General features: G+C 64.3%; 23 protein-coding genes. 14 read left to right on the top strand and 9 right to left on the bottom strand.

Features of this window, described 5'->3' with window-relative positions; all coding sequences use genetic code 11:
• Window positions 1-27: 27 nt before the first annotated feature.
• The 3 genes from B058_RS0113530 to B058_RS0113520 are packed head-to-tail and all read right to left on the bottom strand — an operon-like array spanning window position 28 to window position 2,810.
• Window positions 28-1,059: a VIT1/CCC1 transporter family protein gene (locus B058_RS0113530; protein ID WP_018509028.1), complete on the bottom strand. Its 1,032-nt coding sequence runs from the start codon at window positions 1,057-1,059 to the stop codon at window positions 28-30.
• Window positions 1,056-2,546: a YifB family Mg chelatase-like AAA ATPase gene (locus B058_RS0113525; protein WP_018509027.1), complete on the bottom strand. Its 1,491-nt coding sequence runs from the start codon at window positions 2,544-2,546 to the stop codon at window positions 1,056-1,058. Before B058_RS0113525 ends, B058_RS0113530 begins: the two co-directional genes overlap by 4 nt.
• Entirely contained in the window at window positions 2,547-2,810 is a 264-nt protein-coding gene (locus B058_RS0113520; protein ID WP_018509026.1) for an accessory factor UbiK family protein, read from the bottom strand.
• Window positions 2,811-3,056: 246 nt separating this feature from the next.
• Between B058_RS0113520 and B058_RS0113515 the strand changes: the two genes are divergently transcribed.
• From B058_RS0113515 to atzF, 13 genes are all read left to right on the top strand, one after another.
• Entirely contained in the window at window positions 3,057-3,845 is a 789-nt protein-coding gene (locus B058_RS0113515) for a TorF family putative porin (protein WP_018509025.1), read from the top strand.
• Between the two features lie 68 nt (window positions 3,846-3,913).
• A complete protein-coding gene (gene glnK, locus B058_RS0113510; RefSeq protein ID WP_018509024.1) occupies window positions 3,914-4,252 on the top strand; it encodes a P-II family nitrogen regulator in 339 nt (112 codons plus the stop codon).
• A gap of 11 nt (window positions 4,253-4,263) precedes the next feature.
• Window positions 4,264-5,796 carry an ammonium transporter gene (locus B058_RS0113505; RefSeq protein ID WP_018509023.1) on the top strand — a complete coding sequence of 511 codons (1,533 nt, stop codon included), beginning with the start codon at window positions 4,264-4,266 and terminating at the stop codon, window positions 5,794-5,796.
• Window positions 5,797-6,180: 384 nt separating this feature from the next.
• Window positions 6,181-7,179, top strand: coding sequence for an ABC transporter substrate-binding protein (locus tag B058_RS0113500; RefSeq protein WP_018509022.1), 999 nt, complete (start codon window positions 6,181-6,183; stop codon window positions 7,177-7,179).
• A gap of 45 nt (window positions 7,180-7,224) precedes the next feature.
• Window positions 7,225-8,187: an ABC transporter permease gene (locus tag B058_RS0113495; protein ID WP_026240925.1), complete on the top strand. Its 963-nt coding sequence runs from the start codon at window positions 7,225-7,227 to the stop codon at window positions 8,185-8,187.
• A 10-nt stretch (window positions 8,188-8,197) separates the two neighbouring features.
• On the top strand, window positions 8,198-9,115 hold the full coding sequence (locus B058_RS0113490) for an ABC transporter ATP-binding protein (RefSeq protein ID WP_018509020.1): 918 nt from the start codon (window positions 8,198-8,200) through the stop codon (window positions 9,113-9,115).
• Window positions 9,116-9,124: 9 nt separating this feature from the next.
• A complete protein-coding gene (locus tag B058_RS0113485; RefSeq protein WP_018509019.1) occupies window positions 9,125-9,904 on the top strand; it encodes a creatininase family protein in 780 nt (259 codons plus the stop codon).
• A gap of 13 nt (window positions 9,905-9,917) precedes the next feature.
• Window positions 9,918-11,330, top strand: coding sequence for a type III glutamate--ammonia ligase (glnT, locus tag B058_RS0113480; RefSeq protein ID WP_018509018.1), 1,413 nt, complete (start codon window positions 9,918-9,920; stop codon window positions 11,328-11,330).
• A 19-nt stretch (window positions 11,331-11,349) separates the two neighbouring features.
• On the top strand, window positions 11,350-11,814 hold the full coding sequence (gene nikR / locus B058_RS0113475) for a nickel-responsive transcriptional regulator NikR (protein ID WP_018509017.1): 465 nt from the start codon (window positions 11,350-11,352) through the stop codon (window positions 11,812-11,814).
• 19 nt (window positions 11,815-11,833) lie between these two features.
• Entirely contained in the window at window positions 11,834-12,571 is a 738-nt protein-coding gene (locus B058_RS0113470; RefSeq protein WP_018509016.1) for an urea amidolyase associated protein UAAP1, read from the top strand.
• A gap of 8 nt (window positions 12,572-12,579) precedes the next feature.
• Window positions 12,580-13,239, top strand: coding sequence for an urea amidolyase associated protein UAAP2 (locus B058_RS0113465; RefSeq protein ID WP_018509015.1), 660 nt, complete (start codon window positions 12,580-12,582; stop codon window positions 13,237-13,239).
• Between the two features lie 64 nt (window positions 13,240-13,303).
• The gene (gene uca / locus B058_RS0113460; protein ID WP_018509014.1) at window positions 13,304-16,897 is read left to right on the top strand and encodes an urea carboxylase; all 3,594 of its coding nucleotides are present in this window, start codon (window positions 13,304-13,306) and stop codon (window positions 16,895-16,897) included.
• Window positions 16,898-16,904: 7 nt separating this feature from the next.
• Window positions 16,905-18,692 carry an allophanate hydrolase gene (gene atzF, locus B058_RS0113455; protein ID WP_018509013.1) on the top strand — a complete coding sequence of 596 codons (1,788 nt, stop codon included), beginning with the start codon at window positions 16,905-16,907 and terminating at the stop codon, window positions 18,690-18,692.
• A gap of 92 nt (window positions 18,693-18,784) precedes the next feature.
• Here atzF and B058_RS18190 read toward each other — a convergent pair whose 3' ends face one another.
• The 4 genes from B058_RS18190 to B058_RS0113435 form a co-directional block, all read right to left on the bottom strand.
• Entirely contained in the window at window positions 18,785-19,699 is a 915-nt protein-coding gene (locus B058_RS18190; protein ID WP_081616803.1) for a PEP-CTERM sorting domain-containing protein, read from the bottom strand.
• Window positions 19,700-19,984: 285 nt separating this feature from the next.
• Window positions 19,985-20,932: a hypothetical protein gene (locus tag B058_RS0113445; protein ID WP_157265885.1), complete on the bottom strand. Its 948-nt coding sequence runs from the start codon at window positions 20,930-20,932 to the stop codon at window positions 19,985-19,987.
• A gap of 85 nt (window positions 20,933-21,017) precedes the next feature.
• Window positions 21,018-22,817: an ABC transporter transmembrane domain-containing protein gene (locus B058_RS0113440; RefSeq protein ID WP_018509010.1), complete on the bottom strand. Its 1,800-nt coding sequence runs from the start codon at window positions 22,815-22,817 to the stop codon at window positions 21,018-21,020.
• A gap of 47 nt (window positions 22,818-22,864) precedes the next feature.
• Window positions 22,865-23,737 (bottom strand): patatin-like phospholipase family protein, encoded by an 873-nt coding sequence (locus tag B058_RS0113435; RefSeq protein WP_018509009.1) that lies wholly within the window; start codon window positions 23,735-23,737, stop codon window positions 22,865-22,867.
• A 393-nt stretch (window positions 23,738-24,130) separates the two neighbouring features.
• Here B058_RS0113435 and B058_RS0113425 point away from each other — a divergent pair, with 393 nt between their 5' ends.
• A complete protein-coding gene (locus tag B058_RS0113425) occupies window positions 24,131-24,478 on the top strand; it encodes a DUF2200 domain-containing protein (protein ID WP_026240922.1) in 348 nt (115 codons plus the stop codon).
• A gap of 80 nt (window positions 24,479-24,558) precedes the next feature.
• Here the strand turns inward: B058_RS0113425 and B058_RS0113420 are convergent, their stop codons facing one another.
• Together B058_RS0113420 and B058_RS0113410 are read right to left on the bottom strand one after the other, a co-directional pair.
• Window positions 24,559-25,038, bottom strand: a complete 480-nt coding sequence (locus tag B058_RS0113420; RefSeq protein ID WP_018509006.1) for a YbhB/YbcL family Raf kinase inhibitor-like protein — start codon at window positions 25,036-25,038, stop codon at window positions 24,559-24,561.
• 173 nt (window positions 25,039-25,211) lie between these two features.
• Window positions 25,212-25,889 (bottom strand): YceH family protein, encoded by a 678-nt coding sequence (locus tag B058_RS0113410; protein WP_018509004.1) that lies wholly within the window; start codon window positions 25,887-25,889, stop codon window positions 25,212-25,214.
• Between the last annotated feature and the right edge of the window lie 10 nt (window positions 25,890-25,899).

Below are 25,899 nucleotides of genomic sequence, written 5' to 3'. Positions count from 1 at the left end.
TCTTGGGATTCTCCGGGGACAGAACGCTCAGCCCAGCGACACCCCCAGCCAGGCACCGATGAAATAGGTGGCCAGCCCCGCCGCGCCGCCGATGCCCAACATGCGCAGGCCGCCCAGGAGGGCGTGACGGCCGGTGAACAGACTCATGCTGGCGCCGACGGCAAACAGTCCCAGTGCCGTTAGTCCGATCGAGACAGGAAGCGCCTGGTCGTAGCCGAACAGGAATGGCAGCAAGGGCAGCGCCGCACCCGCCGTGAAGGCAGCAAACGACGAGATGGCCGCCACCCATGGCGAGCCGAGTTCGTCGGGGTTCAGGCCGAGCTCCTCCCGTGCCAGGGTGTCGAGCGCGCGTTCGGGATCCTGCATCAGGGTGTCTGCCAGCCGCCGCGCCTCGGCCGTGTCCATGCCCTTGGCGGCATAGATCAGCGCCAGTTCGGCTGCCTCCTCCTGAGGGTATTCGTCCAGCTCGTCGCGCTCGAGGCCGATCTGGTATTCGAACATTTCGCGCTGTGAACGGACCGACACATATTCGCCCGACGCCATCGAGAATGCGCCCGCCAGCAAGCCCGCCACGCCGGTCAACACGATGATCGAGGGCTCCGGGGCAGCACCCGCCACGCCATAGATCAACGCAGCGTTCGATACCAGGCCGTCGTTGACCCCGAATACCCCTGCACGCAAGGCATTGCCCGCAGCACCGTTCTGGTGGCGCTTGCCGATGTCGTCGCGCCGGAGCGGCATGGGATGCGGCGGGTTTTGCGTATAGAGCGCCATGCCGCGTACCTTCATCGCCGCCAGCACGCTGCGCATGGCACGCGGCTTGAATCTGCGGGTAAGGGTGGCGACGACGCGCGCGCGCAGATCGGGCCGGAACGCAGCGGGTGGTTGGCCACCCTTTTGCGTAATGGCGGCCAGCCATATTTCCGCCTGGTCGTCGGCCGCCTGCGCCAGTTCGTTGAACAGTGCTTCGCGCGTCGTGCCGCGCTCGCACTCTGCGACGACGCGATACAACCAGGCCGACTGCTTTTCTTCCTGCCAGGATTCGTAGGGATCGCTCATGCTGGGGGCCGTCTGTATTGAATGGCTTCGGCGAGATGTGCCGGTGCGATTGCGTCGCTGTCAGCCAGGTCGGCCACGCTGCGTGCGAGCTTGAGGACACGATGATAAGCGCGCGCCGACAGGTTCAGCCGCGCGATCGCCTGCTTCAATAAGCTTTCCCCGGCTGCATCCAGTTGGCAGAACTGTTCGATTTCCTGGGTGCCGAGCGCAGCGTTGGGCTTGCCCTGCCGCTGCATCTGGCGCGCGCGCGCCGCCTGCACGCGGCCGCGGATGGCGGCGCTGGGTTCGCCGGCGCTCGCCTGCATCAGTTCGTCTTGCGCCAACGCCGGCACGCTGATCTGGATGTCGATGCGGTCGAGCAGCGGTCCCGAAATGCGTCCGCGGTAGCGCGCAATCTGATCCGGCGTGTCGCGGCAGGCCTGGGTCGGGTGACCGAGGTAGCCGCAGGGGCAGGGGTTCATTGCCGCGACCAGCTGGAAGCGCGCCGGGAAATCGGCCTGCCGGGCGGCGCGGGAGATCGTGATGCGTCCGGTTTCCAGCGGCTCGCGCAACACTTCCAGCACCTGCCGGGAAAATTCCGGCAGTTCGTCGAGAAACAGCACGCCGTGGTGGGCCAGCGAAATCTCGCCCGGACGCGGGTTGCCGCCGCCGCCTACCAAAGCCACCGCCGAGGCAGTGTGGTGCGGCGCGCGGAAGGGACGGCGCTGCCAGTGTTCATGGCGGAAACCGCCGTTGAGCGAAGCGACCGCAGCCGCTTCCAGCGCCTCGGTCTCGTCCATCGCCGGCAGAATGCCCGGAAAGCGTGCGGCCAGCATCGACTTGCCGGTGCCGGGCGGTCCTGACATCAAGATCGAATGCCCGCCGGCGGCGGCGACTTCGAGTGCACGCCGAGCGGCAGCCTGGCCTTTGACCTCTGCGAAGTCGGGATAGTCGGGCGCCAGGGGTAGGGCGTTTGGTTCAGGCGCGGAGAGTGATGTCTGCCCGGCGAGCCAGGCACAGACATCGAGCAGGCTCGCCGCCCCCAGCGTCTCGACGCCGCTGGCGAGCGCTGCTTCACTCGCCGAGGCGGCGGGCAGCACCAGTTGTCGGCCTGCCGTGCGTGTCGCGAGTGCCATCGCCAGCGCACCGCGCACCGGACGCAATTCGCCGGTCAGTGCGAGTTCGCCAGCGAATTCGGCATGCTTGAATCTGTCGGCCGGAACCTGCCCGGAGGCGGCGAGGATTGCCAGTGCGATCGGCAGGTCGAAGCGTCCGGATTCCTTCGGCAAATCGGCCGGGGCGAGATTGACCGTGATGCGGCGCGCGGGGAATTCGTAGCGGGCATTCTGGATTGCAGCGCGCACGCGGTCGCGTGCTTCTTTCACCTCGGTTTCCGGGAGGCCGACCAGCGTGAAGGCCGGCAGCCCGTTGGCCAGATGCGCCTCGACCACCACCTCCGGCGCATGCATGCCGTTCAGCGCCCGGCTTTTGACGACGGCGACGGCCACTTAGTCGTCTTGGTTCTGCTGCTTTTCCAGTTCGGTCAGCCGCGCCTCGAGTTGCGCGAGCTTCGCGCGCGTGCGCGTCAGCACTTCGGTCTGCACGTCGAATTCCTCGCGGCTCACCATGTCCAGCTTGCCGAGCATCGACGTGACGCCGGCCTTGAGATTCTGTTCTATGTCCTTGGCGGGGGATTGCTTCATGACCTCGCCCAGCTTGCCGACCAGATCGTTGATGAATGCGGGGGTGGGGAATTTCGGATTCGGGTTCATACGGCCTCCATGACGGGGAGAGTGTAACAAGCACTGCCCTTGTGGCGTACAGCAGTAATAGGTCGAGGCATGCAGCACGAAGAGGGTGCATGACGATTTGGTGGCGCACCATGAAAGTGCAGTCTATTCTGGGTTGGGCGGGCGTCTTGATTCAACTGTTTGTTTTTAAACAAAAAAAATATTGGCATGGCTTGTGCTCATTGTGGAGTGCGATTTTGCGCGCCCTTATTCAAACAGGAGAAATTCATGAGAAAACTCGTACACGCTTTGGTTCTGACTGGTCTGGTGGGCGCGCCCGCCTTCGCCATGGCGGATGAACCCGCTTCGCCGCATACCCTGAGTGCCAATGTCAGCCTCACCTCCAATTATGTCTTCCGTGGTATTTCGCAGACTGCCGGTGATCCTGCCATTCAGGGTGGTTTCGATTATTCGCACAGCAGTGGTTTCTACCTCGGTACCTGGGGTTCCAACGTGAGCTGGCTGACCGGATTCCAGAATTACACCAGCGGCAGCATGGAACTCGATCTCTATGGTGGCTACCGGAATGCTATCGGACCCGTCAGCTATGACGTGGGGGCAATCCGCTATATGTACCCGGGCAGTAAAAATGGTGGCGGGCTGCCGGGTGCGTGGACCTCGGAAGCCTATGCGTCCGTGGGCTGGAAATGGTTTACCGCCAAGTATTCCTACTATCTGAGTGACTCGGTGTTTGGCGTTGGTCCGAATGCCAATGGTTCCGGCTACCTGGATCTTTCCGCCAGCCTGCCCGTCGCAGATACCGGCCTGATCCTGGGTGCGCATTGGGGGACCTTCAACTTCAAAAACGATTCTCAATATGCTGCCGTTACCCCGGACTACAAGGACTGGAAGGTTAGTGCAACGTATGACCTGGGCAAGCTGGCCAAGCAGACGTCCGGCATGACCTTGGGCGTGGCGTACACCGACACCGATGCGGAGAAGAGGTTCTGGACTGACGCAAATGGCAAGTATCTGGGCAAGGCTGCGACCACCGTGTGGATTTCCAAGGCTTTCTAATGCGCTGACCAACCGGGGCGGTTCACGCAACTGCTCCATTACTTTCTTGCCCTAACTTGGGAGACATCATGAAATTCGTAACGGCAATCATCAAGCCGTTCAAGCTGGACGAGGTGCGGGAGGCGTTGTCTGCCATCGGCGTCACCGGCTTGACGGTCACGGAAGTAAAGGGATTTGGGCGCCAGAAGGGCCACACCGAACTGTATCGCGGTGCGGAGTACGTGGTCGACTTCCTGCCCAAAGTGAAGATCGAGGTGGCCATCAAGGCCGAGTTGCTGGAGCGCGTGATCGAGGCGATCGAGAAGTCGGCCAACACCGGCAAGATCGGCGACGGCAAGATTTTTGTCACCAGCCTGGAGCAGGTCGTGCGCATCCGCACGGGCGAATCCGGCCCCGACGCCCTGTGAGGAGCATAAACATGAAAAAGCTATTTGCTTCGTTGGGCCTGATGTTTGCCCTGCTGTCTCCCAACCTGGTCCTGGCTGAGGACGCCCCTGCTGCCCCCGCAGCGCAGGCGACCGAAAGCCAGGCCGCGCCGGCTCCCGCTGCCGCGGCGCCGGCAGAGGCCACTCAGGCGCCCGCCGCCGCGGCCCCTGTAGCTGCACCTGCCGCGCCTGCGGCCGCACCGACCCCCAACAAGGGCGATACGTCCTGGATGCTGCTGTCGACGGTCCTGGTCATCATGATGTCGATCCCCGGACTCGCACTGTTCTACGGCGGCTTGGTGCGCAGCAAGAACATGCTGTCGGTGTTGATGCAGGTGTTTTCCATCTTCTCGCTCATTGTGGTGTTGTGGGCGATCTATGGCTATTCACTGGCATTCACCGAGGGCAATGCCTTCTTCGGCGGATTCGATCGCCTGTTGCTGAAAGGCATCTTCAATCCGACCGACGGCAGCGTGGCGAATGCGGCAACCTTCAGCAAGGGCGTGGTGATTCCGGAGTTTGCCTTTGTTGCCTTCCAGGCCACGTTCGCGGCCATCACGGTTGCCCTGGTCGTCGGCTCGTTTGCCGAGCGCATGAAGTTCTCGGCGGTGCTGCTGTTCTCCGCGCTGTGGTTCACGTTCTCCTACATCCCCATGGCGCACATGGTGTGGTTCTGGACCGGCCCGGATGCGATCAAGGATGCCGCCAGCCTGGCCACGGAAACGGCGAAGGCGGGGTGGTTGTTCCAAAAAGGTGCGCTCGACTTCGCCGGCGGCACGGTCGTGCACATCAATGCTGCGATCGCGGGTCTGGTCGGTGCGTTCGTGGTGGGCAAGCGCATCGGTTACGGCAAGGAATCGATGACGCCGCACAGCCTGACCATGACCATGATCGGCGCCTCGCTGCTGTGGGTGGGCTGGTTCGGTTTCAACGCAGGTTCTGCGCTGGAAGCGGGCGGCACGGCTGCGCTGGCGTTCATCAATACGCTGAATGCGACCGCCGCGGCTGCCTTGACCTGGAGCTTTGCCGAATGGCTGCTCAAGGGCAAGCCCTCCATGCTGGGTGCCGCATCAGGCGCCGTGGCGGGTCTGGTCGCCATCACCCCGGCCTGCGGCTGGGTGGGCGTGGGCGGCGCGCTGGCCATCGGTGCGCTGGCAGGTGTGGTGTGCCTGTGGGGTGTCACCGGGCTGAAGAAGCTGCTGGGCGCGGACGATGCGCTGGACGTGTTCGGCGTGCACGGCATCGGGGGCATCCTCGGCGCACTGCTGACGGGCGTGTTCAACAACTGGAGCCTGGGCGGCACTGGCATCGTTGACTATGTGAACAACACGGTGGTCAACACCGATATCGCTACCCAGCTCTGGATTCAGGCACAAGCGGTGCTGACCGCGCTGGTCTGGTCGGGTGTGGTGGCGTTCATCTGCTACAAGCTGGTGGATATCACCATTGGTCTGCGCGTGCCGGAAGAACAGGAGCGCGAAGGTCTGGATACCACCCAGCATGGCGAGCGTGCCTACAGCATGTAAGCCTTCCTTTCTCGATGGAAGTTTGGGGCGCCTTGCGGGGCGCCCTTTTTATTGGCGATCAATCCCCACATTCACGGCACCGCTCAATCCATGCCTTCCGCTTGGTTGCAGTGCCTGCTCTCGTTCAGATTGGGACGACCGCTCTTGATGGGCTCCCATACCCGTCCCCTTTCCTTTCATTAACGCCAAAACGGTGCATGTGCCCATGCATGTCGCACTAAAAGAATGCCCGTTTCATGCTGTAAAAATAGGCGTGGTCTGTTGATTAATGCTTTGTATTCATATGGATAGATTGAATTGCAAGCCGTGGCATGGGGGTTGCTATTAGGTAAGTGAATATTACGAATATTCATTTCAGTAATACCTCATATCAAGGAGTCCACCATGAATGTGAAGCACATCAGAAGTACCCTGAAGACGTTGTTCACCCGTCTGGTAATTCCTGCCGCGGTGGCCATGTCGATTTCGGCCCATGCCGCCCAGCCCCTCAAGATCGGTTACAGCGACTGGCCGGGCTGGGTCGCCTGGCAGGTCGCGATCGACAAGGGCTGGTTCAAGGAAGCCGGGGTCGCGGTCGACTTCGAATGGTTCGATTATTCCGCCTCCATGGACGCCTTTTCGGCCGGCAAGATCGACGCGGTGACCATGACCAACGGCGATGCCCTGGTCACCGGCGCGGCCGGCGGCAAGAGCGTCATGATCATGCTGACCGACTATTCCAACGGCAACGACATGATCGTCGCCAAGCCCGGCATCAAGTCGCTGAAGGAACTCAAGGGCAAGAAGGTCGCCGTCGAAGAGGGGCTGGTCGAGCACCTGCTGCTGCTCAATGGTCTGAAGAAGGCCGGCATGAAGGAATCGGACGTCACCCTGGTCAACGCCAAGACCAACGAGATGCCACAGGTCCTTGCCTCCGGCGACGTCGCCGCGATCGGCGCCTGGCAGCCGATCGCCGGCCAGGCCATGAAGGCCGTGCCCGGCTCGCGTCCGGTCTACACCTCGGCCAACGAACCCGGCCTGATCTACGACGTGCTCGCGGTCAATCCGGCCAGCGCCAAGCAGCACAAGGCCGAGTGGCTCAAGGTGGTCAAGGTGTGGGACCACGTCGTGAAATACATCAACGATCCCAAGACCCAGCCCGATGCCGTCAAGATCATGGCCGCCCGGGTCGGCGTCACGCCGCAAGTCTACCTGCCCCTGCTCAAGGGTACCCATCTACTGAGCCTGGCCGACGGCAGGAAGGTCTACGTCAAGGCGGCCGGCTTCGGCTCGCTCTATGGGTCGTCCAAGGTGGCCGACGACTTCAACGTCGCCAACGGGGTCTACAAGACGCACCAGGACATCGACAGCTACATCGATCCGTCCTTCACCCACGCCAAGTGATCCTTTGACCCACCCACCCAGCCTGACGACGGAGCGGAGATGAACATGATTGCCAAATGGTTCGGAGGCAGCGCGGATGTGGATGCCCGCAGGCGTGCGCTGCTCGGAACCGGCTCGTTTCTGCTGCCGTTGCTGGCCTGGTGCCTCATCAGTTATACCCCGTTCATCTGGCATCCCAAGGTGCTCGTCACCGATCCGGGCGGCGTGGATTACTTCCAGGTCGACATGCTGGTGGACAAGGCCATGTTCCAGGAAGAGGTTGCCAACATGCAGCAGGCGCACCTCGCCCCGCCTCAGGGTCGGCCGTCCAACCCGATTTACCTGCCGGCGCCCGACGACGTGGCGAAGGCCTTCTACAACGGTTTCGTGAATCCGCCGAGCAACACGGATGTGCCTTCGATGCCCGCCAGCCTGTGGCACAGCATCCAGATCATCTTCTGGGGCTTCCTGCTCTCGTCGCTCATCGGCGTGCCACTCGGCATCCTGTCCGGCACCTACGCGACCCTGGGCCGCCTGAACGAGCCCTTCATCGAATTCTTCCGCTACCTGCCGGCGCCGGCATTCGGTGCCCTGGCGGTGGCCATCCTGGGCATCTACAACGGTCCCAAGATCGCGATCATCGTCATCGGCACCCTGTTCCAGCAGGTGCTGATTATCGCCAACACCACCCGCAAGCTGGAGACCACGCTGATCGAAGCCGCTCGCACCCTGGGCAGCAAGAATCTCAAGCTGCTGAGCAAGGTGGTGGTGCCGGGCATCCTGCCCGATCTCTACCGCGACCAGCGCATCCTGCTCGGCTGGGCCTGGACCTACCTGATCGTGGCCGAACTGATCGGCACCAGCTCGGGCATCACCTGGTTCATCACCCAGCAGGCCCGCTACCAGCATTTCGACAACGTCTACGCCGCCATCATGACCATCGGCATCATCGGGTTCGGCAGCGACCTGATCCTGGCCCGGCTCGGCCGGCGGCTGTTCCCCTGGGACCGCACCCAGGACCGGCAATGAGGACATGCGCATGAACCTGATGGAACCCATCCTGCCCAGCTATCTCGACCAGTCCGACGCCGTCCGGGCGCGCTTCGAGCGCATCCGCCAGCGCGACACCATTCTGGAGGTGCGCAAGCTCGGCAAGCGCTTCCGCTCCCAGCAGGGCGAGGTCGAGGCCCTGCGCGGCATCGACTTCAGCGTCCGCCAACGCGAGTTCGTCTGCGTCATCGGCCCCTCCGGCTGCGGCAAGTCGACCCTGATCCGCATCCTGGCCGGTCTCGACAAGCACACGTCGGGCGAAGCCCTGCTCGACGGCAAGCCGATCACCGGGCCGGGCCAGGACCGCGGCATGGTGTTCCAGGGCTACTCGCTGTTCCCCTGGCTGACGGTCAAGAAGAACGTCATGTTCGGCCCCCATATGAAAGGGCATGGCCGCGACCAGGCCGAGCGCGATGCCCAGCTCTGGCTGGAACTGGTCGGCCTCGAGAAATTCGCCGACGCCTATCCGCACCAGCTCTCCGGCGGCATGCGCCAGCGCGTCGCCATCGCCCGCGCCCTGGTCAACCAGCCGCGCATCCTGCTCATGGACGAGCCGTTCGGCGCGCTGGACGCCCAGACCCGCGCCAAGATGCAGTCGCACCTGATCGACATCTGGCGCAACATCGACATCACGGTGCTGTTCATCACCCACGACCTCGACGAGGCGATCTACCTCGCCGACAGCATCCTGGTGCTGAAGGCGCATCCCGGCGAGGTGCAGGAGGTGATCGAGGTGCCGGTGCCGCGGCCGCGCACGCCCGGCCAGTTCAACTCGCCGGAATTCCGCGCCACCAAGGCGCGCCTGGAGGAACTCATCCACCCGGCGCCGGAGCCGCTGCCGGAAGACGAGCAGGCCGTGAAGCCGCACATGATCCGCTTCACCGACGTGCACGACAATGTCGAGTAAGGACTGAACATGCGCTGGTCCGATCTCACCTGGTCCGAACTCCCCGACGTGCTGGCCCGCTGCGGCCGCGCCGCCCTCCTGCCGGTGGGCGCCACCGAGCAGCACGGTCCGCATCTGGGCTGCGGCGTCGATTTCGTGATCGCCGAGGAACTCTGCGCTGCGGTCGCCGCGCAGACCGGCGTGCCCATGCTGCCCACGCTGCCCTACGGCTGCTCGCTCGGCCACAGCCGGCGCTGGCCCGGTACGATTGCGCTGCAACCGATCACCCTCATCGAACTGGTCAAGCAGATCGGCGACTGGGCGTATCACGGCGGGGTGCGTCGGCTGTTCATCGTCAACGCCCATGTCACCAATGCCGCGCCGCTGCGCTGCGCCCTGGAGATGCTGCGCGCCGAGCACGACGACCTGATGGTGGCGGTGATCAACACCGCGACCCTCAGCGAGCGCGTGCGCGCGTTCCATTCGGCCGACGCCGCCGACTGGCACGCCAACGACGCCGAGACCTCGATCATGCTGGCCATCGCCCCTGAGGGCGTGCGTCCCGACAAGCTGCTTGATGCCGACGACCCCGACCGCACCTGCGGCTGCATCTTCGCCCACCCGGTCAACCGCACCAGCGCCAACGGCGTCACCGGCACGCCCAGCCTCGCCAGTGTGGAGAAAGGCCGGCGCTGGTTCGACTGGCTGGTGGCCGACCTCACCGCACTGGTTCGCACGGGCAGCGTCGAGACGCCGCCACTCGAGCATTCCTATTTCGGGGACGCCGTCCCCGCCGCTCCAACCCGATAGACAAGGACGCATCATGAACACAATCGACGACACCGCCGTGCTGGAAAAACCGAGCCCCAGCGCCCACCCTCCGGCCGAAGCGACGGCCCAGCTGCAGCGCGAGCTGATCGACAAGGGCGTGAAATACTGCATCGGCGCCTACGTCGACATCCACGGCGTGCCCAAGGCCAAGGTCGTGCCGATCAGCCACCTCGGCCAGATGGCCAGGGGGTCCGAGCGCTACACCGGCTACGCGCTGGACGGCCTCGGCCAGGCGCCCAACGACGACGAGCTAACCTCGGTGCCGGATCTCGACCGCGCCATCCAGCTGCCGTGGGAACCGAAGATCGCCTGGATTCCTGCCGACAACCATTTCCAGGGCAAGCCCTACGCCTTGAACACCCGCGTCGCGCTGAAGAACCAGCTGGCCGAGGCGGCCAAGCTCGGCTACGGCATGAACCTGGGCATCGAGTGCGAGATCTTCCTGTTGAAACAGAACGAGAATGGCAGCCTGTCGGTGCCGGTCGCCGACGACAAGCTGACCAAGCCCTGCTACGACGTGCGCGGCTTCGTCGACAACTTCTCCTGGCTGGACAAGGTGGCGACGTCCATCAACGACCTCGGCTGGGACCTGTACTCCTTCGACCACGAGGATGCCAACGGCCAGTTCGAGTTCGACTTCAACTACGCCGACGCGCTGACCACCTGCGACCGGCTGACCTTCTTCCGCTTCATGGCCAAGCACTACGCCAAGGAGGAAGGCCTGCTCGCCACCATGATGCCCAAGCCGTTCGCCGACAAGACCGGAAACGGCGCCCACTTCAACATGTCGATCTACGAACTCGCGACCGGCAGGAACCTGTTCGCCTGCGCGCCCGAGGATGATCCCCACGGCATCGGCCTGACCCTGCTCGGCTACAGCTTCGTGGCCGGCATCCTCAAGCATGGCCGCGCCCTGTGCGCGGTGTTCGCGCCGACGGTGAACAGCTACAAGCGCCTGGTCCGGCGCGGCGCCATGAGCTACTTTTCCTGGGCGCCGGTGTTCAATTCCTGGGGCTCCAACAACCGCACCAACTCGGTCCGTATCCCGGCCGGCGGCGGCCGCTGCGAATCGCGCAACGCCGACGGCGCGGTCAACCCCTACCTCGCCGCAACGCTCGTCCTGGCCGCCGGCTTGGAAGGCGTCCGCGAGGGGCTGAATCCCGGCAACCCGAACGAGGACAACCTGTATGCCATCGGTGACGACGAGCGCCGCGCGCGCGGCATCGAGTTCCTGCCGCAGACCCTGCAGGAGGCGGTCGCCGCCTTCGCCGCCGACCCGCTGGTCGAGGCCACCCTGGGCAAGGAACTACGCGACGAGTTCATCCGCTACAAGACCGAGGAGTGGGAGGCCTACCACCTGTCCGTGAGCAAGTGGGAAGTGGAACGCTACAGCTACATGTTCTGAAAGCCCGGACAGGATCACCATGACGACGAAAGAGGACAAGGTGTCCACGCTGGTCAGCCGCATCAGCGTCTCGCTGCCGCCCGACCTGCTGGCCGAACTGGACGGCATGGTCGAGAGCCGCGGCTACGGCAGCCGCTCGCAGGCGATCGGCGAAATGGTCAATTACCAGCTGGCCGAGCACAAGCGCGGCCTCGGCAACGAGGTCATGGCGGGCACCCTCACCCTGCTGTACAACCGCGCCACCCGCAGCCTGCAGGGACGGTTGGCGGACATCCAGTACCACCACGTCGCCGAGGTCATCAGCTCGCTGCATGTGCACCTGACCGAGGACCAGATGCTGGAGGTGATCCTGGTCCAGGGCCCGGCTGCCAAGCTCCAGGCCATCACCAATGAAATGCTGGCCCAGCGCGGCGTCATCACGGGCCGCCTGCAACTGCTGGCGGCGGTCATCCCGCCCCTGCACGCGCCGGCCGCCGCCCCCTAATCCATCGACTTGACTTCACATGGCACAAAATCTTAATCCCATCCCTCCGGAGCTGTTCCTGTGGGAAGAAGCGCTCCCCGGCGGCTGCCACTGGTCGGGCGTGCTCCGCCGCGGCAACGCGCTGCGGCTCACCGATCTGAGCGGACGCGCCAACGTCGCGGCGCTGTTCTACAACGCCGAGGAAAAGCTCGAACGCTACAACATGCCTGACACCCTGAAGGCGCAGCACACGGCGCACCTGACGACAGGGCATGCACTCTATTCCGACATGGGTCACGTGCTGTGCTCGATGATCACGGACACCTGCGGCTGGCATGACACCGTGTGCGGCGTCAGCAACGCCGAGATGGTCAAGGCGAAATACGGCGAAACGACCTATCAGACCCGCCGCAATGCCATGTACCGCAACGGCCGCGACAGCCTGCTGATCGAACTCGGCAAGTGGGGGCTGGGCAAGCGCGATGTGGTCCCGAACGTGAACTTCTTCAGCAAGGCCGTTGCCGACGAGGCCGGACGGCTGCACTTCGACGAGACGAACTCGCGTCCCGGCGCCACCCTTGACCTGCGCTTCGAGATGAATGTGCTGGTCGTGCTGTCCGCTGCACCGCATCCGCTCGATCCGCGCCCCGACTACGCGCCGGGCGACGTCATGCTGACTGCGTGGAAGAGCGGCACGCCGGGTGCGGACGACGTCTGCCGCAACGCCTGCGCGGAAAACCAGCGCGGCTTTTACCAAACCGAAATCCTTTATCGCTGAGGGCAGATATGAGCAGCTTCAACCTCGTCGAAAGTCCATTCGATCCCAAGACCGCCGTCTATAACGCCGTCGTCGATGCAGGCGATCCGTGGCTCCACGAAATCAAGAAGGGACAGGTCTTCCGCATCCTCGACCTCGAAGGCAACCAGGCGGTCGACACCCTGTTCTACAACGCGCGCGATCCCGATGAGCGCTACAGCGCCGCCGACACCGTGCGCGCGCAGGGCGCGCTCTACCTCACTGCCGGCACGCAGCTGATGTCGACCGAAGGCAGGGTGATGCTGACGATCACCGCCGACACCTGCGGCCGCCACGATACCCTTGGCGGCGCCTGCTCGTGCGAGAGCAACACCGTGCGCTATGCGCTGAACAAGCGGCCGATGCATTCCTGCCGCGACAGCTTCCTGCATGCGCTGGCGCACTATGACGGCGGCCTGACCAAGCGCGACATCACCAGCAACATCAACTTCTTCATGAACGTGCCGGTGACGCCCGAAGGCGGCCTGACCTTCGCCGACGGCGTGTCGGCGCCCGGCAAGTACGTGGAGATGCGTGCCGAGATGGACGTGCTGTGCCTGATCTCCAACTGTCCGCAGCTCAATAACCCCTGCAACGCCTACAACCCGACGCCCATCCGGGTGCTGATCTGGGACGCGCCCAGCCAATAACAATCAGCGGCGGGACGCCCCGTCGCGGAGACTGTACGCGGGACGACCCGCAAGGAAGCCACACATGTTCGACAAGGTCCTGATCGCCAACCGCGGCGCCATCGCCTGCCGCATCATCCGCACCCTGCGTACCATGGGGGTGAAGTCGGTCGCCGTGTATTCCGAGGCGGACCGCCATTCGTTGCACGTGCGTCTCGCCGACGAAGCGGTCGAGATCGGCCCGGCGCCGGCGGCGCAGAGCTACCTGCGTGCCGAGAAAATCCTCGAAGCGGCCCAGGCCACCGGTGCCCAGGCCATCCACCCCGGCTACGGCTTTCTCTCCGAGAACCCCGGCTTCGCCGAGGACTGCGCGGTGGCCGGCATTGCCTTCATCGGGCCGAGCCCTGCGCAGATGCGCGCCTTTGGCCTCAAGCACACCGCGCGCGATCTCGCCGAACACAACAAGGTGCCGTTGCTACCGGGTTCCGGATTGCTGGGTGACGCCGGTCACGCCCAGGCCGAAGCCGCGCGCATCGGCTACCCGGTGATGCTGAAGAGCACCGCCGGCGGTGGCGGCATCGGCATGCGCCTGATCTGGAGCGCCGACGAACTGGTGGAAGCCTTCCAGTCGGTGGAGCGGCTGGCCCGCGCCAACTTCAAGGAGGCCGGGATCTTCCTCGAGAAGTACGTTGAGCATGCGCGCCACATCGAGGTGCAGATCTTCGGCGATGGCAAGGGTCATGTCGTCGCGCTGGGCGAGCGGGATTGTTCGGTGCAGCGGCGCAACCAGAAGGTCATCGAGGAAACCCCGGCGCCTGGCCTCACGGAGATTCAAAGAGACAATCTTCTCGCCACCGCGGTGCGCCTAGGCGAGGCGGTCGGCTACCGTTCCGCCGGCACGGTCGAATTCGTCTACGACACGCAGAGCGGCGAATTCTATTTCCTCGAAGTGAACACCCGTCTGCAGGTCGAACACGGCGTCACCGAAGAGGTCACTGGCGTCGATCTGGTCGAATGGATGGTGAAGGAGGCTGCCGGCGAGCTGGACTTGTCCGGCTTCCAGGCCGAACCCAAGGGCGCCTCGATGCAGGTGCGCCTCTATGCCGAAGATCCGGCCAAGGATTTTCAGCCCGCCGCTGGCGTGCTGACCGAGGTGGTGTTCCCGTCGGACGCACGGATCGAAACCTGGGTCGAGCGCGGTTCCGATGTGCCGCCGTTCTACGATCCGATGGTGGCGAAGATTATCGTCAAGGGCATCGACCGCGCCGAGGCGCTGAACAAGATGCAGCAGGTACTGGCCCACACCCGGGTCGGCGGCATCGAGACCAACCTCGGCTATCTCGGCCAGATCGTGCGCGACAGCGTGTTCGGCGAAGGGCGCCAGACCACGCGCTATCTCAACGCCTTCCACTACCGCCCGGCGACCCTCGACGTCATCGAGCCTGGCGTGCAGAGCAGCATCCAGGACTGGCCGGGCCGCACGGGCTACTGGGACGTCGGCGTGCCGCCGTCGGGGCCGATGGATGCGCTGGCGCTGCGGCTCGCCAACAGGCTGGCTGGCAACGAAGAGGGCTCAGCTGCGCTGGAACTGACGGTGGCCGGCCCCACGCTGCGCTTCAACTGTGACGCGCGGATCGCGCTGGCCGGCGCTGACATGGGCGCCGAGCTCGACGGCGTACCGCTCGCCAACTGGGCGGCGCACGCGGTGAAGGCCGGTTCGATCCTGAAGCTTGGCGCGATCAAGGACACCGGCTGCCGCGCCTATCTCGCGGTGCGCGGTGGCTTCGACGTGCCGGATTACCTCGGCAGCAAATCCACCTTCACGCTCGGCCAGTTCGGCGGTCACGCCGGACGAACGCTGCGGGTCGGCGACGTGCTGCATATCGAGGCAGCCGACGCCTTGGCCATGGGCGAGGCGCTGCCCGCTTCGCTGATTCCCGCCTACGGCCACGCCTGGGAAATTGGCGTGCTCTACGGCCCGCACGGCGCACCGGACTTCTTCACCGACGCCGACATCGAGATGTTCTTCGCCACCGACTGGGAGGTGCACTACAACTCGAGCCGCACCGGCGTGCGCCTGATCGGCCCGCGCCCGCAATGGGCACGCAAGGACGGCGGCGAGGCTGGGCTGCATCCGTCCAACATCCACGACAACGCCTACGCCATCGGCGCGGTCGACTTCACCGGCGACATGCCGGTGATCCTCGGGCCGGACGGCCCCAGCCTCGGCGGCTTCGTCTGCCCGGCGACCATCGTGCAGGCCGAGCTGTGGAAGATGGGCCAGCTGCGCCCGGGCGACACCGTGCGCTTCAAGCGCTTGAGCCAGGCGCAGGCCGAGCGCATGGAAGCGGCGCAGGACGCCGCCATCGCCGGCCTCGCTGCGCCTGAATTGATCAATGACAACGGTCCGCTAGCCGAACCCGTTCTCCACCATACGTCGGAAACCGACAACCCCGTTGCCGTGGTCTACCGCCGCGCCGGCGACAAATACCTGCTGGTCGAATATGGCCCGCTGGTGCTCGATCTCAACCTGCGCTTCCGCGTGCATGCGCTGATGACCAAACTGCAGGCCGACGCCGTGCCGGGCATTCTCGACCTCACGCCCGGCATCCGCTCGCTACAGGTGCATTACGATTCGCGCGTGCTGCCGCTGTCGAAACTGATGGAGCTGCTGCTGGTCGCGGAAAAGGTGCTGCCCGCGATCGAGGACATGCGGGTGCCGACCCGCATCGTGCACATCCCGCTGTCGTGGGACGACGCCGCCACCCAACTCGCGATCGAAAAATACATGCAGTCGGTGCGCAAGGACGCGCCCTGGTGCCCGAGCAACATCGAGTTCATCCGCCGCATCAACGGCCTCGAATCCATCGAAGAGGTGAAGCGCATCGTTTTCGACGCCAGCTACCTGGTCATGGGACTGGGCGACGTCTACCTCGGCGCGCCGGTGGCCACCCCGGTCGACCCGCGCCATCGCCTGGTCACCACCAAGTACAACCCCGCCCGCACCTGGACTCCGGAAAACGCCGTCGGCATCGGCGGCGCCTACATGTGCGTCTACGGCATGGAAGGTCCCGGCGGCTACCAGTTCGTCGGCCGCACCCTGCAGATGTGGAACCGCTGGCGCCAGACCGCCGACTTCACCGACGGCAAGCCGTGGCTGCTGCGCTTCTTCGACCAGGTACGCTTCTTCCCGGTGAGCGAGGACGAGCTGCTCAAGATCCGCGAGGATTTTCCTCTCGGTCGCTATCAGTTGAAGATCGAGGAAACCACCTTCAGTCTGCGCGAATACAACGCCTTCCTCGCCGACAACAGCGAATCCATCGCCACGTTCAAGTCGCAGCAGCAGGCCTCGTTCGACGCAGAGCGCGAACGCTGGCGCGCCAGCGGCCAGGCCGACTATGCCAGCGATATCACGGTGGCCGAAGCCGCGCCCGACAGCGAACTCGACCTGCCCGAGAACGGCCGCGCCATCGCCAGCCACGTCGCCGGCAACGTGTGGAAGGTGGAAGTGGAGGCGGGTGACGAGGTGAAGCAGGGCGATCCGCTCGTCATCGTCGAATCGATGAAGATGGAGTTCGCCGTGATGGCACCGTCCGACGGCCGGATCCACAAGGTGTTCTGCCGCGAAGGCGGGCAGGTGAGTGCCGGGCAGGACCTGCTGGTGCTGGTGAGCGAGTGAGGTGCGCATGAACATCTCGCTCGATATCGCGGGCCTGCGCCAGCGCTACCAGTCCGGCGCACTCACGCCGCTTCAATTGGTGGAAGAGCTGATCGAACGCATGGCCGGCGAAGACAGCCACCACATCTGGATCAACCGTCTCGGCGACGACGCCCTGCGCACCTACGCAAGCAAACTCGAAGGCAAGGACATCGCGAGCCTGCCGCTCTACGGCATCCCGTTCGCCATCAAGGACAATATCGACCTTGCCGGCCTGCCTACCACCGCGGCCTGTCCCGAGTTTTCCTATACACCGGAACGCAGCGCGACAGCCGTGCAGCGCCTGATCGATGCCGGCGCGATTCCGCTCGGCAAAACCAACCTCGACCAGTTCGCCACCGGCTTGAACGGCACGCGTTCACCCTATGGCGCCTGCCGCAATGCCTTCGATCCCGACTTCATCTCCGGCGGCTCCAGCTCCGGTTCGGCGGTGGCGGTAGCGCTCGGCCTGGCGAGCTTTTCGCTCGGTACCGACACGGCCGGTTCCGGCCGCGTGCCCGCCGCGTTCAACCATCTGATCGGCCACAAGCCGAGCTGCGGCGCGCTCTCCACCCGCGGCGTGGTGCCCGCCTGCCGCTCGCTCGATGCGGTGTCGATCTTCACGCTGACCGCGGAGGATGCCGAGCGCGTGCTGGCGGCGGCGGCCGGTTTCGACGCCGACGATGAATACGCGCGCCCGCTGGCGCCGCACGGCTTCGACTTCGGCCGCGCAGCCGGCTTTCGTTTCGGCGTGCCGATGCAGAAGGACCTCCAGTTCTTCGGCAACGCCGAGGCGGAACGCCTGTTCGGCGAAGCGGTGCAGCGCATGCAGGCGCTGGGCGGCACGCCGGTCGAAATCGATCTTGCCCCCTTCCTCGACACCGCGCGCCTGCTCTACGACGGCCCTTGGGTGGCCGAGCGCTACCTCGCCATCCGCGACTTCTTCGATGCGCAGCCGGACAAGGTGTTTCCGCCGGTGCGCGCCATCATCGCCGGCGGCCGCGATATCAGCGCCGCCGATACCTTCGCCCATTTCTACAAATTACGTGCGGCCAAGCGGGTGTGCGATGCGGTGTGGAACGACATCGACGTACTGCTCACCCCCACCGCCGGCACGATCTACCGGATTGAAGAGATGCTGGCCGATCCCATCCGCCTCAATTCCCATCTCGGCACTTACACGAACTTCATGAACCTGCTCGACCTCGCCGCCACCGCCGTGCCGGCCGGGTTCCAGAATGATGGCCTGCCGTTCGGCGTCACCCTCATCGCGCCGCCGTATCAGGACGGTCCGCTGCTGCACCTGGCTTCCAGAATGCAGCAGGCGCTCGGCGGCAAGCTGGGCGCCACCGGTCATGTTCTGCCCGACGCCGAAACCTTGAACCTGCTTCCTGGCGGCCAGGTTCGGGTCGCTGTCGTCGGCGCCCATCTCAGCGGCCTGCCGCTCAACCATCAACTCACGGAGCGCAACGCGCGTCTGGTCGCCACGACGCAGACCGCGCCGACATACCGTTTCTACGCCCTGTCCGACGGCAAGCGTCCAGGCCTTATCAAAGTCCAGGAGGGCGGCGGCGCCATCGCCTGCGAAATATGGGAAATGCCCATCAGCCAGTTCGGTGCCTTCGTCGCCGGCATCCCCGCGCCGCTCGGCATCGGCAAGCTGGAACTGGCCGATGGGGCGGTTGTGAGCGGGTTCATTTGCGAAGGCATCGGCGTGGCCGATGCGCGGGACATTACGGAATATGGAGGATGGCGGGGGTGGCTGTCAGCGCAGTGAAATGACTTCTAAGGACCCAATCCGGCACTTCGCGAGCCGCAAAAAACAACGGCCCCGCAGAAACGGGACCGTGTGAGTGCAACAGAGTCGATTTAGGTGGTTTGCTGTTTCTTGCGTCGCGCAAAAAACCCGAGCAGGCCGAGGCCGGCAAGCATCATCGCGTAGGACTCGGGTTCGGGTATCGACGCCGCTACGGGAAAGGCCCGCCCCGACCCCGTAGTGATTGTGAAATTGGCAAGGGCATTCCCCGCGCCATCGCTCACTCCGACGCTGGAAAGGATAGCGGTGTGCAGGAAATCCGCGGATGCCGAGTCGCTGAAAGTGACCGGCCCCGTGTTTGACGTGTTGTCGTACCCGACGGCCGCGAAGACGGCGGAGTCGACGGTGAGATCGAACGCCGTTCCAAAGGTGAACGAGATCGGGCTGAACAGGAAGTATCGTCCGTTGCTGGTGATGCTAGTGGTTTGGCTGTTGGTATTTGGAAGCGACGCGGACGTTCGTGCGCTTATGCTCAAGTGAGCGTCGCCGCTGGTACCGCTCGAACTACTGCCGGTAACGTCCCATCCCAGCATCAATTTCCCGTCCGTCCCAGCCGCCCCGGCTGGCGCGGCGATCGTCAGCGTTTCGACGAACTTGCCAGTGGCAAAAACCTGCAAAACTTCGAAGCTGCCTCCGGTGTAGTCGCGCACGAGCGCGGAAGAGGCCTGGCCGTGAAAGGTTCCGTAGTCCTGCACGGCTTGAGCCGAAACGGAAAGGCTGAGGCCATTTGTGGGGCCGTAAAGCGCGAGGACGCTGGACCCGACGCCGCTTGCTCCCGGAACGATGTTGCTCGCGGCCGTGGCGGTGCCGTCCGATTGACTGGTAAATCCGTTGGGGCCAGTCCTGTAGATATAAAACGAGGAAGCATCTACGGAGTATCCCCATGCAGCGGACTGGAAAGTCAAGCCGATTGCCAAGGCGCAAATCGTTGATACCAAACGAGGGGTTTTCATGACTTTCTTTTCCATTTTGTTTGAGCCGAGCAGGGCAGTGCTCGGGTGTCTGGTTGGGGCGCGTTGACAGACAGCCACGCCACATGGCAACCAGCCCATTAATCAAAGCATGAAGCATGCTACCCGCAAGGTTTAGCTACAGGCCAATGTTTACGTGGAGTGCTTCTGGAAAGTGATGTTGCGTGAAGGCGAAGCTGTAAAGTATTCCGACAACCTGCGCGGCCTTATTCTTGTCTGAAGGTCTGTTTTTGGCCGATTGGAGGCCGTCAACCGAGGTGGCCTTTCGGTTGAGCTGGAGGCTTACCGGTTGAAGTCTGCGATACAGTTCTTCAGCGCGTCGACGTTATTCGTGCCGAGCGTGCAGTTGCCCGTCTTGAGCGGACGGCTTCTCGGCTCGTCATGGGTGCGGCTGGCCAGCAGGTCGCGTCGGGCGCCGGGCGAGGCTTCGGCGACGTTGAGCGCGGCCAGTTGCTTTTCTGCTGCGTCAAGCTGCTTTTGTTGTTTGACCATGGCCTTCGAGGACTCGGCGAGCTTTTCCTCTGCTGCGGTGCGCTTGGCCTGTTCTTCCGTCAGCGCTTTGTGCGTTTCAGCGCTGGACTGGGTCGAGTCGGCCAGGGCCGCCTGCAGGCGCCGGTTTTCCGCGACCTGCTCGCCGATCAGGTTTTCGAGCTGGCGATGGGCGTCGGACGTAGCGGCCGAGTACGCGGCAATGGACGCCGCCAATTTCTTCTCGGCGTCGGCGCGCTGGGTCTGTTCGTTGTCGAACGCCTTCTGGATTTCGGCACTGGGCCGGGTTTTCTTCGAGCGCGCGGCCTCCTGGCGCAGGCTGTCGTTGAGCACCTGGTCGAGTTGTTGCTGGAACAGTGTATAGGCGAGGGCGCCGCCGCCGGCACCGCCGACCAGGAGCACGCTGACATAAATCAGGAGTGCGCGCAGACGGCGCTTCGGCTTGGGGGCTTCGGTGGGCGTCTCGACCGGGGCAGCCGAAGCGCCGCGCCGCGCCTCCGACCGGTCCGGCCTGGCGCCGCGCCTGTCATCGGTGTCCTCGGTCTTCTCCGGCTCCCCGCCGGCTTTCGTGCGCAGGCGTTGCAAGAAGCCGATGCCGGCGTCGAGTACGGCCGTGACCCGCGTACGCACCCTGGTGCGCAACGCGCGCCTGGCGTGCGCGGCCAGGGTTTCTTCCGCCGCCGGCGCGTCAGTCGGCTCGCGGGAGCGTGGGCTCGCGGCAGGGGCGGGGGAAGCGTTCAAGCAGGTCTCGCATCGGTGTCATTCTCTTAATAGGGGTATCGGCCCGTTCTGGAATAACTGAATGCATCGGCCAGGATGCGGCCGATCACTGGTTGAGTTGCAGCGCGGCCAGCCGCGCGTAGAGCCCGCCCTGTTTGCGCAGATCCTGCGGGGTGCCGGTTTCCACGATCCGACCGCCGTCCATCACCACGATGCGGTCGACTTTCTGTACCGTGGCCAACCGGTGTGCGATGACCAGCGTGGTGCGCCCTTGCATGGCGGCGCCGAGGCCTTGTTGCACCAGGGCTTCCGATTCCGCGTCGAGGGCGCTGGTGGCTTCGTCGAGCAGCAGCAGCGGTGCGCCTTTCAGGATGGCGCGGGCGATCGCGATGCGCTGGCGCTGGCCGCCGGACAAGCGGGTGCCGCGTTCACCGAGGAAGGTCTGGTAGCCCTCGGGCAGGCGCTCGATGAATTCGTCCACCAGGGCGGCCCGGGCCGCCTGCAGGACGTCTTCGTCGCTCGCGGTGGCGCGGCCATAACGGATGTTCTCCAGCGCATTGGCCGAAAAAATGACCGGGTCCTGCGGCACGATGGCGATGCCCTGGCGCAGGTCGTGCAGGCTCAGCTGGCGGATGTCCTGTCCGTTGAGCCGGATCGCCCCTTCGGACACCTCGTAGTAGCGCAGTAGCAACTGGAACAGCGTAGTCTTGCCGGCCCCGGAGGGACCGACCAGCGCGACGCTTTCGCCCGGCGGGATGTCCAGGCGGATGTCGTGGAGCGCGTCGGTGTCCGGATGGGCGGGGTAGCGGAACGTGACGTGATCGAAGCGGATAGCCGCCCGGGCCGGCTGCGCCGGCGCTTGCGGGCTGGGCACCTCGTGGATGGCCGATTCGGCGTGCAGCAGGTCGAGCAACCGTTCCGTCGCCCCGGCGGCACGCATTACGTCGCCCCACACCTCCGACAGGGTGCCGACGCCGCCGGCCACCAGCGCCGCATAAAGGACGAAGGAGGCCAGTTCGCCGCCGGTCATGATGCCGTCGTGCACCTGGCGGGCGCCGATCCACAGCACGAAGATGATCGTTCCCATCACGGCGGTGATGATGAGTGCCGTGAGCGCGGCACGTACGCGCGTGCGCCGGATCGCGGTGACGAAGCTGGTTTCGGTGCGTGCGGTGAAGCGCCGGGCTTCCTGCTGCTCCTGGGTGTAGGCCTGTACCGTTGGCATGGCGTTGAGGATTTCGCCCGCCAGCGCCGAGGCGTCGGCGATCTTGTCCTGTGATTCCCGCGAGAGTTTCCTGACCTTGCGACCGATGGCGAGGATGGGCAGCGTCAGCAGCGCCATCAGGCCGAGGTTGAGGGAAAACAGATAGAGGCTGGTGACGGCCAGCATGATCATGCCGCCGATGAACTGGAACAGGCTGCGCAGGCCCATTGAAATCGAACTGCCGACCACGGTCTGCACCAGCGTCGTGTCGCCGGTCAGCCGCGACAGCACTTCGCCGGTCTGCAGGGTCTCGAAGAATTGCGGCGACTGTGTCAGCACGCGCGCGTATACGGCGCTGCGCAGGTCCGCAGTCGCTCGTTCGCCAATCCAGGCCACGGTGTAGTAGCGCGCCGCCACGGCGAGCGCCCAGATGCACGCCAGGCCGAACAGGACGATGAAATACCCGTTCAGGCTCAAGGCGCCGAGCAGGCCGCCGTTTGGCTGCGCCGGCTTGCCGAAGAAGCCGAAGTCGACGAGATCGCGAAACGCCAGCGGCACCAGCAGGATGGTTCCGGACCCGAGGCACAACAGCACGAAGGCCAGCGCAAGCCGGGCCCGGTAGGGCCGCAGGAAGGGCCACAGGCCAGCCAGCGCCGACAGGGGACGGGGGCTTGCCGTGGGGGTGGGGGGAGCCTGGGCCATCCGCAATTATTGTCCAACTCGTTCCCCGGCGTGCGGGAAACCCGTCTTCAGCGCTGCTGGGCCCGGGCGAGCTTGGCCTTGAGTTCAGGCATGACGGCGGCGGCGGCCTTCTCGCCTTCCAGGATGGCGAGATTGCGATCCGCGAAATCGGTGCTGCTCACCGTAGCCGTCTTCGGCCGGATGACGACGTCCGCGTCTTCCAGTTCGTGGCGGCTGATCGTATGGCCCATGATGGCGAAGGTCTGCAGCAGCACGTCCAGTGTGCCGGCGAGCTTGTCGCGGCGGTTGACGTTGGAAATGTCCACGGCGATGACGAAGTCCGCTCCCATGGCGCGCGCGGCCTGGGCCGGCACAGGCGAGGTGAGGCCGCCGTCCACGTAATCCCGGCCGTTGATCTCGACGGGCTGGAACACGCCCGGTACGGCGCTGGAAGCACGAACCGCCATGCCCGTGTTCCCCTGGCGGAAGAGAACCATCTCGCCGCTTTGCAGATCGGTGGCCACTACCCCCAGGGGCTTCGGCAGTCTCTGAATGGGCAGGTTCTTCACCTGCTGGTTGATGAAGTCCTGCAGCGCCTCGCCCTTCAATACGCCCCGGTTGGGCATGACCCAGTCCGTCACCATGTTCTCCTGGATATCCAGGGCCTGCTTCTGCAGTTCGAATCCGCTCATGCCCGAGGCATAGAGTGCGCCCACCACCGATCCTGCGCTGGTGCCCACCACCATGCTGGGTACGATGCCCTGGGCTTCCAGCGCCTTGATCACGCCGATGTGGGCAAAGCCGCGCGCCGCGCCGCCGCCCAGAACCAGCGCAATCTTGAGCGGTGGTTTCGGCGTCGGGGCGGGTACTGTCGGCACCGGTGGCGGAGCGGCACAGGCGGTCAGCAGGGCAGTGAACAGGAGCAGGACGAGGCGACGCATGGATGAAACCGGACTTTCAGGATGCCGGATTATGGAGGATGGCGGTCGAACCGGGTAGCCAGTCGGTAGGCATTTTGGGGATGCCGGAATCGGTTGTCGAAATGAATATGCCTTAATCTATATTTAGATCCTGCGGCAGGAGCCGGGATATGACACGGGATTTGCGTGGAGTATTTCGTCTGTAAACAGCCGGAAACGGTCCATAGAGCATTTCACCCTCAGCAGACATTCGGTCCGGACTCTCATCACAAATACGCGTCGACGTTCTCGATTAACGGGTTTTTAATCAATCGGTTACGATATGTCGGCATGGTCTGTGAACTTGAATAACACGGACCAACCAGCCTGGCGAATGACTGCTGGCGCTCAGAAACGTGCATCGGAGGAATGATGATGCCTAAACATCGCATTTTCACTACCGAATTCTCTAAGGTGTATCCGCTATATGTTCAGAAGGCTGAACGTAAAAACCGCACGAAGGAAGAAGTTGACGAAATTATCTGCTGGTTGACGGGCTATACCCCGTCGGGATTAGAGAAGCAGATCGAGCGACAAAACGATTTTGAGACATTTTTTGCTCAAGCGCCCGCCATCCATCCGAACGTCTCGCTTATCAAAGGCGTTGTGTGTGGCGTTCGCGTAGAAGAAGTAGACGATCCACTGATGCGAAAAATACGATACCTGGACAAGCTGGTGGATGAACTCACGAAAGGAAAAGCAATGGAGAAGATTCTGCGGTGACAATCGGCGTCGGCAATTCATTCAACAAGTTGCCGCCACTTGGCCAATCGGCCGGAACAAACAACCGACTTCCCACCGATCTACGAACCCCTGCCACCCTTTTTGTAATACCCCACCAATTCGCTCTGCGCCAGGATGTGCCCCTGCATCGCCTTTTCCAGCGTGGCCTTGGTCGCCGACCAGAAAACCGGCAGTCGGGTGTCGAGTGCGTATAGCTTGAAGACATAGCGGTGGCGGCCGATGGGCGGGCAGGGGCCGCCGTAGCCTGTGCGCTGCCAGTCGTTGAGGCCTTCGCGCGTGCCGGCCGGCAGCCGCGTCGTGGTCATGCCGGCGGCGAGTCCGGGGGTGCTGGGGGGGAGGTTGTAGAGCACCCAGTGCACCCAGGTCATTTTCGGCGCAGCCGGGTCGGGGGCATCGGGGTCGTCGACGATCAGCGCCAGGCTTCGGGTCTCGGCCGGTACGCCGGTCCACGCCAGCGGGGGCGACAGGTCGCTGCCCTCGCAGGTATGCAGGCTGGGAATATCGGTGTTCGGGGCGAATGCGCTTGAAGTCAGTTCCATAGTCGTGTGCCTTTCCGTGGCATATGCGATCCCGCCTGCCAGAGCGAGGGCGATGACCGCCCCAATCGAGTTATGTGCCAAATTCGGCATGCGTCATCCATTCGTTCAGTTTGAATGAAATATAGACAGTCAGGCCGGCCGTGTGCGTGGGGTCGCGCAACGCGCCACCCCTTTCAGGGCTGCACGCCGAGTTCCTCGCATAGTCTACCCACCAATCCCTTCAGGGCGTCGATCTCGGTTTCCAGTCGCCCCACATGCGCCTTGAGCGCGGCGATTTCGCCCATGCTGACGGTATCGCCGGGTTCGAATGCAGAGGCAGGCACTGCCGGAATTGCCTCGATATCCGGGGTGCCGCTGAGCAGATGCGCCCAGCGGTTTTCGCGCGAGCCGGGCTGGCGCGGCAGTTCGGTCACCAGGGCACCATCGGGCCGTTCGGCCAGTTCCTGCAGAAAGGCTTCCACCGCCGAGATGTCGGCGAAGCGATGCAGGCGTTCGCTGTTGATGCGCAACTCGCCCGCGGTTTGCGGGCCGCGCAGCATCAGTACGGTGAGCAGGGCGACGGACTGGGCGGGGAGGCGCAGGACTTTTTCCGTGTTGTGGGCGTAGCGCGTCACGCGGCCGCCGCTGGATTCGATGACCAGGGCCGGCCCCTTGAGCGTGTCGATGGCGGCCTGTACCTCGGCCTCGCCGGCTTCGATGAGGGGATGACGGCTGGTCTTTTGATTGCAGCCGGCCACCAGGGCGTTGAGCGACAGCGGATAGGTGTCGGGCACGGTGTGCTGCTTTTCGCAGAGCACGCCGAGGACGCGGGTTTCGAGCAGGGACAGGATGGGCAGGCGCGGAAGGGTCATGACGGAGCCG

The sequence above is a fragment of the Thiobacillus thioparus DSM 505 genome (genome assembly GCF_000373385.1).
GTDB classification, from domain to species: domain Bacteria; phylum Pseudomonadota; class Gammaproteobacteria; order Burkholderiales; family Thiobacillaceae; genus Thiobacillus; species Thiobacillus thioparus.
Note: the sequence above shows the minus strand (reverse complement) of the source record. Positions and strands in the feature narration are given on the sequence as shown.